The following is a 5,342-nucleotide window of genomic DNA, read 5'->3' as shown; positions in this document are numbered from 1 at the left end:
CCCGGGCCCTGCTCACCGCCGACCGGCAGGCCGCCGAGACGGTCATCGAGCGGGACGCCGAGATCGACGACCTCTACCGGCACGTCGAGGAGCGGGTCTGCGACCTGCTCGCCCGACAGGCACCGGTCGCCTCCGACCTCCGGGCGATGATCACCGCGCTGCACGTGGCCGCCGATCTGGAGCGGATGGGCGACCTGGCCGAGCACGTGGCGAAGACCGCGCTGCGCCGGCACCCCTCCCCGGCCGTCCCGGCCGAGCTGCGGACGGTCTTCACCGAGATGTCCGAGATCGCCGACCGGATGGCCGTGAAGATCGGTTCGGTGCTGGCGAAGCCCGACGCCGACCTCGCCGGTGAGTTGGACCGCGACGACGACGCCATGGACGAGCTGCACAAGAACCTGTTCGCGGTGCTGCTCGGTGACGACTGGCCGTACGGGGTGGAGACGGCCATCGACGCCACCCTGCTGGGCCGCTTCTACGAGCGCTTCGCCGACCACGCTGTCAACGCCGGCGAGCACGTGATCTACCTGATCACCGGGGAGAGCACGCCCAGCGGCAACTGACGCACCGGAAAGGGGCCCCTCGCCATCGCTCTGCGCGGTGAACGAGGGGCCCCTTCTGGTAGCTCAGCGCCCCTGGTTGGCCACCGCCGCGGCCGCCGCCTTGGCGGCGGTCGGGTCGAGGTAGGTGCCGCCCAGGGTCAGCGGGCGCAGCTGCGGGTCGAGGTCGTAGCGCAGCGGGATGCCCGTCGGGATGTTCAGCTTCGCGATCGCCTCGTCGGAGATCTGGTCGAGGTGCTTGACGAGGGCACGCAGCGAGTTGCCGTGCGCTGCCACCAGCACCGTCCGGCCGGCCAGGATGTCCGGCACGATCGAGTCGTACCAGTACGGCAGCATCCGCTCGACGACGTCCTTGAGGCACTCGGTGCGCGGCATCAGCTCGGTCGGCAGCAGCGCGTAGCGAGGGTCACCCACCTGCGACCACTCGTCGTTGTCGTCGATCGGCGGCGGCGGCGTGTCGTACGACCGGCGCCAGAGCATGAACTGCTCCTCGCCGTACTCGTCGAGGGTCTGCTTCTTGTTCTTGCCCTGCAGGGCGCCGTAGTGCCGCTCATTGAGCCGCCACGACCGGCGCACCGCGATCCAGTGCCGGTCGGCGGCGTTGAGCGCCAGCTCGGCGGTGCGGATCGCACGACGCATCACGCTGGTGTGCACGACGTCGGGCAGGAGGCTGTGCTCGCGCAGCAGCTCGCCGCCGCGCCGCGCCTCACCCTCGCCCTTCTCGGTCAGGTCGACGTCCACCCAACCGGTGAAGAGGTTCTTGGCATTCCAGTCGCTCTCACCGTGTCGCAGCAGGACCAGCGTCCCGATGGTGGGCCCTTCGCTCGCAGTCATGCGGATCATCCTGCCTCAACCGCTGCGGGGACACGCGGGCAGCCGTCGTGACGACCACCACGTGAAAAAGCGGGTGACCAGCAGATCCGCCCGCCACTAGGGTTGTAAGGCGCAACAGTCACATCGGTCATTACTTGCAAGCGGGGCGCCATATGCGGACGATGCGGAGTTGGTTCCGGGACACCACCGGCGGCCTACCGACCACCTTCTGGTACCTGTGGTCGGGCACCCTGATCAACCGGCTCGGCTCGTTCGTCCTCGTCTTCCTCGCGATCTACCTGACCCAGGAACGTGGCTTCTCGGCCTCCCAGGCCGGGCTGGTGATCGGCCTCTGGGGCGTCGGTGGGGCGTTCGGCACCACCGCCGGCGGCACCCTCGCGGACCGGTGGGGCCGCCGACCGACGCTGCTCACCGCGCACGTGGGCGCGGCGGCCATGATGCTCGCGCTCGGACTGGCCCGGGACCTCTGGGCGGTGGCGCTGGGCGCGCTGCTGCTCGGCATGTTCGCCGAGGCGGCCCGGCCCGCGTTCGGGGCGATGATGATCGACGTGGTGCCGGCGAAGGACCGACTGCGCGCCTTCTCGCTCAACTACTGGGCGATCAACCTGGGCTTCGCCTGCGCCGCCGTCCTCGCCGGTCTCGCCGCGCAGGCCAACTACCTGTTGCTGTTCGTGGTCGACGCGGCCACCATGCTGATCACCGCGCTGATCATCTTCAGCAAGGTGCCGGAGACCCGCCAGGTCGGCCCCGCCACCGCCACGAGGGCCGCCCCGCGCGGTGCCCTGCGCACGATTCTCACCGACCGGGTCTACCTCGGCTTCGTGGCGCTCAACCTGTTCGCCGCGCTGGTGTTCCTCCAGCACATCTCGATGCTGCCGATCGCGATGGGCGACGACGGTCTGAGCCCGGCCACCTACGGCTCGGTGATCGCGCTCAACGGCATCCTCATCGTGGTCGGCCAACTCTTCGTACCCCGACTGATCCGGGGTCGGAGCCGCTCGCACGTGCTCGCGCTGGCCTCGGTGGTGATGGGTGTGGGGTTCGGGCTGACCGCCTTCGCCGGCACCCCCTGGTTCTACGGGCTGACAGTGCTGATCTGGACGGTCGGCGAGATGCTGAACTCGCCCTCCAACTCCACGCTGATCGCCGAACTCTCCCCGGCCGAGCTACGCGGGCGCTACCAGGGCGTGTTCTCCCTCTCGTGGCAGATCGCCGGGGCCAGCGCGCCGATCCTCGGTGGCCTGGTCCGCGAGCATGCCGGCAACGACACGCTCTGGTACGGCTGCGCCGCGCTCGGCCTCCTGACCGCTGTCGCCCACCTGGTGTCGGGCCCGGCCCGGGAGCGGCGGGCAACCGCGCTGCGCCGTTCCGGCGAGGCACTGGCGCCGGCCACCGCGACCCGGGCGCCGCAGCCCGCCGAGGCTTAACGGCTGGCGCGTCGGGGCCGGACTTCCTACTGTGCAGTGGAAACAGTTAACAGTCTGAACTGTCGGGAGGTCTGGTGCACGCCCTGCGGCGCTGGTGGGACGACACCGCAGGCGGGCTCCCCGCCACCTTCTGGTACCTCTGGGCCGGCCTGCTGATCAACCGGGCCGGCGCGTTCGCCATGCTGTTCCTGTCGCTCTACCTCACCGACGTACGCGGCGCGAGCGAAGGTCTGGCCGGCACCGTGGTCGGCGCGTACGGGGCCGGTGGGGCGGCCGGCGTCCTGTTCGGCGGGGTGCTCGCCGACCGCTGGGGACGCCGGGCAACCCTGCTCGCCGCGCACCTGGCCACTGTCGGTCTGATGGTGGCGCTCGCCTTCACCCGGCCACTGCTGCTGATCGCGGTGCTCTCCGCGCTGATCGGCGTGGTCCACTCGATGCCCAGTCCCGCGTTCGTCGCCGCGATCGTCGACGTGGTGCCCGCCGAGCGCCGCTCGCGCGCGTTCAACCTCCAGTTCTGGGCGTTCAACCTGGGCATGGCGGTCGCCTCGCTGCTCGCCGGCATCCTGGCCGAGGCGAGCTTCACGGCGCTGTTCCTGGTCGACGCGGGTGCCACCCTCACCGCCGCCGCCGTGATCGCCTGGAAGGTGCCGGAAACCCTGCGACTGGCCCAGCCGGTGGCCGGCCTTCCGCCCGCCACCCGCGCGGCACCGAGGTCCGTCCGGGTCCGTCGACCGGGACTGCACACCGCGCTCACCGACCGCACCTTCCTGGTCTTCGTCGGGCTCACCTTCGTGCTGGCCGTACTCACCATGCAGACGTCGACGATCATGCCGCTGGCGATGCGCGCGGACGGCCTGGGGCCATCGGCGTACGGGCTGGTGGTGGCGCTCGGCGGCGCGCTGATCGTGGTCGGGCAGCTGTTCGTGCCCCGACTGATCGACCGGCACCGCAAGGACGTCGTGCTGGCCGCCTCCACCGCGCTGCTCGCGCTCGGCTTCGGGGCGCTCGCCATCGCCGACGAACTGGCCATTTACCTGGGTGCCGCGGTGATCTGGACGGTCGGTTCGATGCTCGCTGCCCCGCCCAACGCGCAGATCAACGCCGACCTGGCACCACCACAGCTACGGGCGCGCTACCAGTCGGTCTTCTACCTGACCTTCCCGGCCGCGGCGTTCGTCGCGCCCACCCTCGGCGGGGTGAGCCTTCAGCACCTCGGCGACCGGCACTGGCTGATCGTGGGTGGACTGGGCCTGCTGGCAGCGCTCGGGCACCTGCTCGCCGGACCACCCCGGGAACGGCACGTGGCCGCCCTGCGCCGGGTCACCGACCCGGAACCGAAGAACGCCGCAGACCGCGTACCGACCGGATAACGACGCAAAGCGCCCACCACGTCCCTGAGGTCGTGGTGGGCGCCCGCCGGCGGGGCCGGCGGCGGCGGGCAACACTCACCCCCGTAAGCATCGCCCGCTCACGCCGCCGGTCCAAACAGGTGGGAACCGTCCCCCAACGGTTATTCCACCCGTCCCCTCGCGCCTCGTCTGGTGCGCGGATCTGATCGATCCGCCGCTCCCCCGAACGTTTCCAAACGTGGCGCGGTGCAATAAAGCTAGTTCGCCCGGATTCTGGATTCAACCCAGAACGGCTGTCTCGCCGGTCACAACTGGCGAGTATCCGCTGCTCCGGCCTCGTCCGTTGGCAACAGCCGGTTACCCGCCGGCCATTCCCGCAAACACCTCAACCGTCTTCCCGATCGGGTGACTCGGTCCGGAAGAAGTTGCTCTGCCGGCCGTCTCGCAACTGTTCCTGATAAATCAGGTTCAGCCGCCGCAGGTCAAAGGTGTAGAACCACTCATCCCAGGTGATCTCGCGGATCCGGCTGCTTTCCCGGTATCCGGGAATGTTGAAGGTCAACACCCCCGCCCGACCATCCCGCTCCGTGCCGGCGATGGTCGCCGGCTTCGCCCCGCGGTCCCGCGCCCAGCGCTTGATCACCTCGTGGTTCGCCGTGATCAGACTCCGCCCCGGCCGCTCCGGCCGGTCCATGGTCGACGAGATCACCTGCGAACTGCGGACCGACCGACCCGTACCCCGTCCGGTCCGAATCCCGCCGGCCGCCGTGCCGCCACCGGTCGACTGCGTGAACGTGCGCTTGGCCGCCGTGCTCCTGGCCGGCGCCGTGCGCTTGGCCGCCGTGCTCTTGGCCGCTGCCGTGCGCTTGGTCGCGCTCTTGGCCGGCGCCGCACGCTTCGCCGCCGCGCTCTTGGCCGGCGCCGCACGCTTCGCCGCCGGCCGCGCCGGTGCCTTTTTCGCCGGCGCCTTCCGCGCGGGCGCCGTACGCGCCGTCGCTGTCTTACGGGCCGCCGTGGTCTTCCGCGCTGCCGCGGTCTTGCGTGCCGCCGCGGTCTTACGGGCGGCGGTCGTCCTGCTCGCGGTCGCGGTCTTACGCGCGGCGGTCGACGTCGCCGCCGTCGTCGTCTTCCTCGCGGTCGCCTTCTTCGCCGGTGCCCTCTTCGCGGCCGCC

General features: G+C 70.7%; 5 protein-coding genes. 3 read left to right on the top strand and 2 right to left on the bottom strand.

Annotation, left to right across the window (positions count from 1 at the left end; genetic code table 11):
• Window positions 1–563: phosphate signaling complex protein PhoU (gene phoU, locus KBX53_RS21090; protein ID WP_210861180.1), on the top strand; the 563-nt coding region annotated here is incomplete at its 5' end.
• Between the two features lie 63 nt (window positions 564–626).
• Here phoU and KBX53_RS21085 read toward each other — a convergent pair.
• Window positions 627–1,394, bottom strand: coding sequence for a phosphoglyceromutase (locus KBX53_RS21085; protein ID WP_030329691.1), 768 nt, complete (start codon window positions 1,392–1,394; stop codon window positions 627–629).
• A 152-nt stretch (window positions 1,395–1,546) separates the two neighbouring features.
• Here KBX53_RS21085 and KBX53_RS21080 point away from each other — a divergent pair, with 152 nt between their 5' ends.
• Window positions 1,547–2,821, top strand: a complete 1,275-nt coding sequence (locus KBX53_RS21080) for an MFS transporter (protein WP_030329690.1) — start codon at window positions 1,547–1,549, stop codon at window positions 2,819–2,821.
• Between the two features lie 74 nt (window positions 2,822–2,895).
• Window positions 2,896–4,191, top strand: a complete 1,296-nt coding sequence (locus KBX53_RS21075; RefSeq protein WP_030329689.1) for an MFS transporter — start codon at window positions 2,896–2,898, stop codon at window positions 4,189–4,191.
• A 364-nt stretch (window positions 4,192–4,555) separates the two neighbouring features.
• Here KBX53_RS21075 and KBX53_RS21070 read toward each other — a convergent pair.
• Window positions 4,556–5,342, bottom strand: a 787-nt coding sequence (locus KBX53_RS21070; protein ID WP_247675969.1) for a hypothetical protein, incomplete at its 5' end; no start/stop codon positions are given.

The sequence above is a fragment of the Micromonospora sp. M51 genome (assembly GCF_018070305.1).
Lineage (GTDB): Bacteria > Actinomycetota > Actinomycetes > Mycobacteriales > Micromonosporaceae > Micromonospora > Micromonospora parva.
This window is presented reverse-complemented; position numbering and strand designations above follow the sequence as displayed.

What these genes read in the sequence shown, in the direction of transcription:
- KBX53_RS21085 (WP_030329691.1), bottom strand. Translation starts at nt 1,394, where the DNA reads ATGACTGCGAGCGAAGGGCCCACCATCGGGACGCTGGTCCTGCTGCGA.
- KBX53_RS21080 (WP_030329690.1), top strand. Translation starts at nt 1,547, where the DNA reads ATGCGGACGATGCGGAGTTGGTTCCGGGACACCACCGGCGGCCTACCG.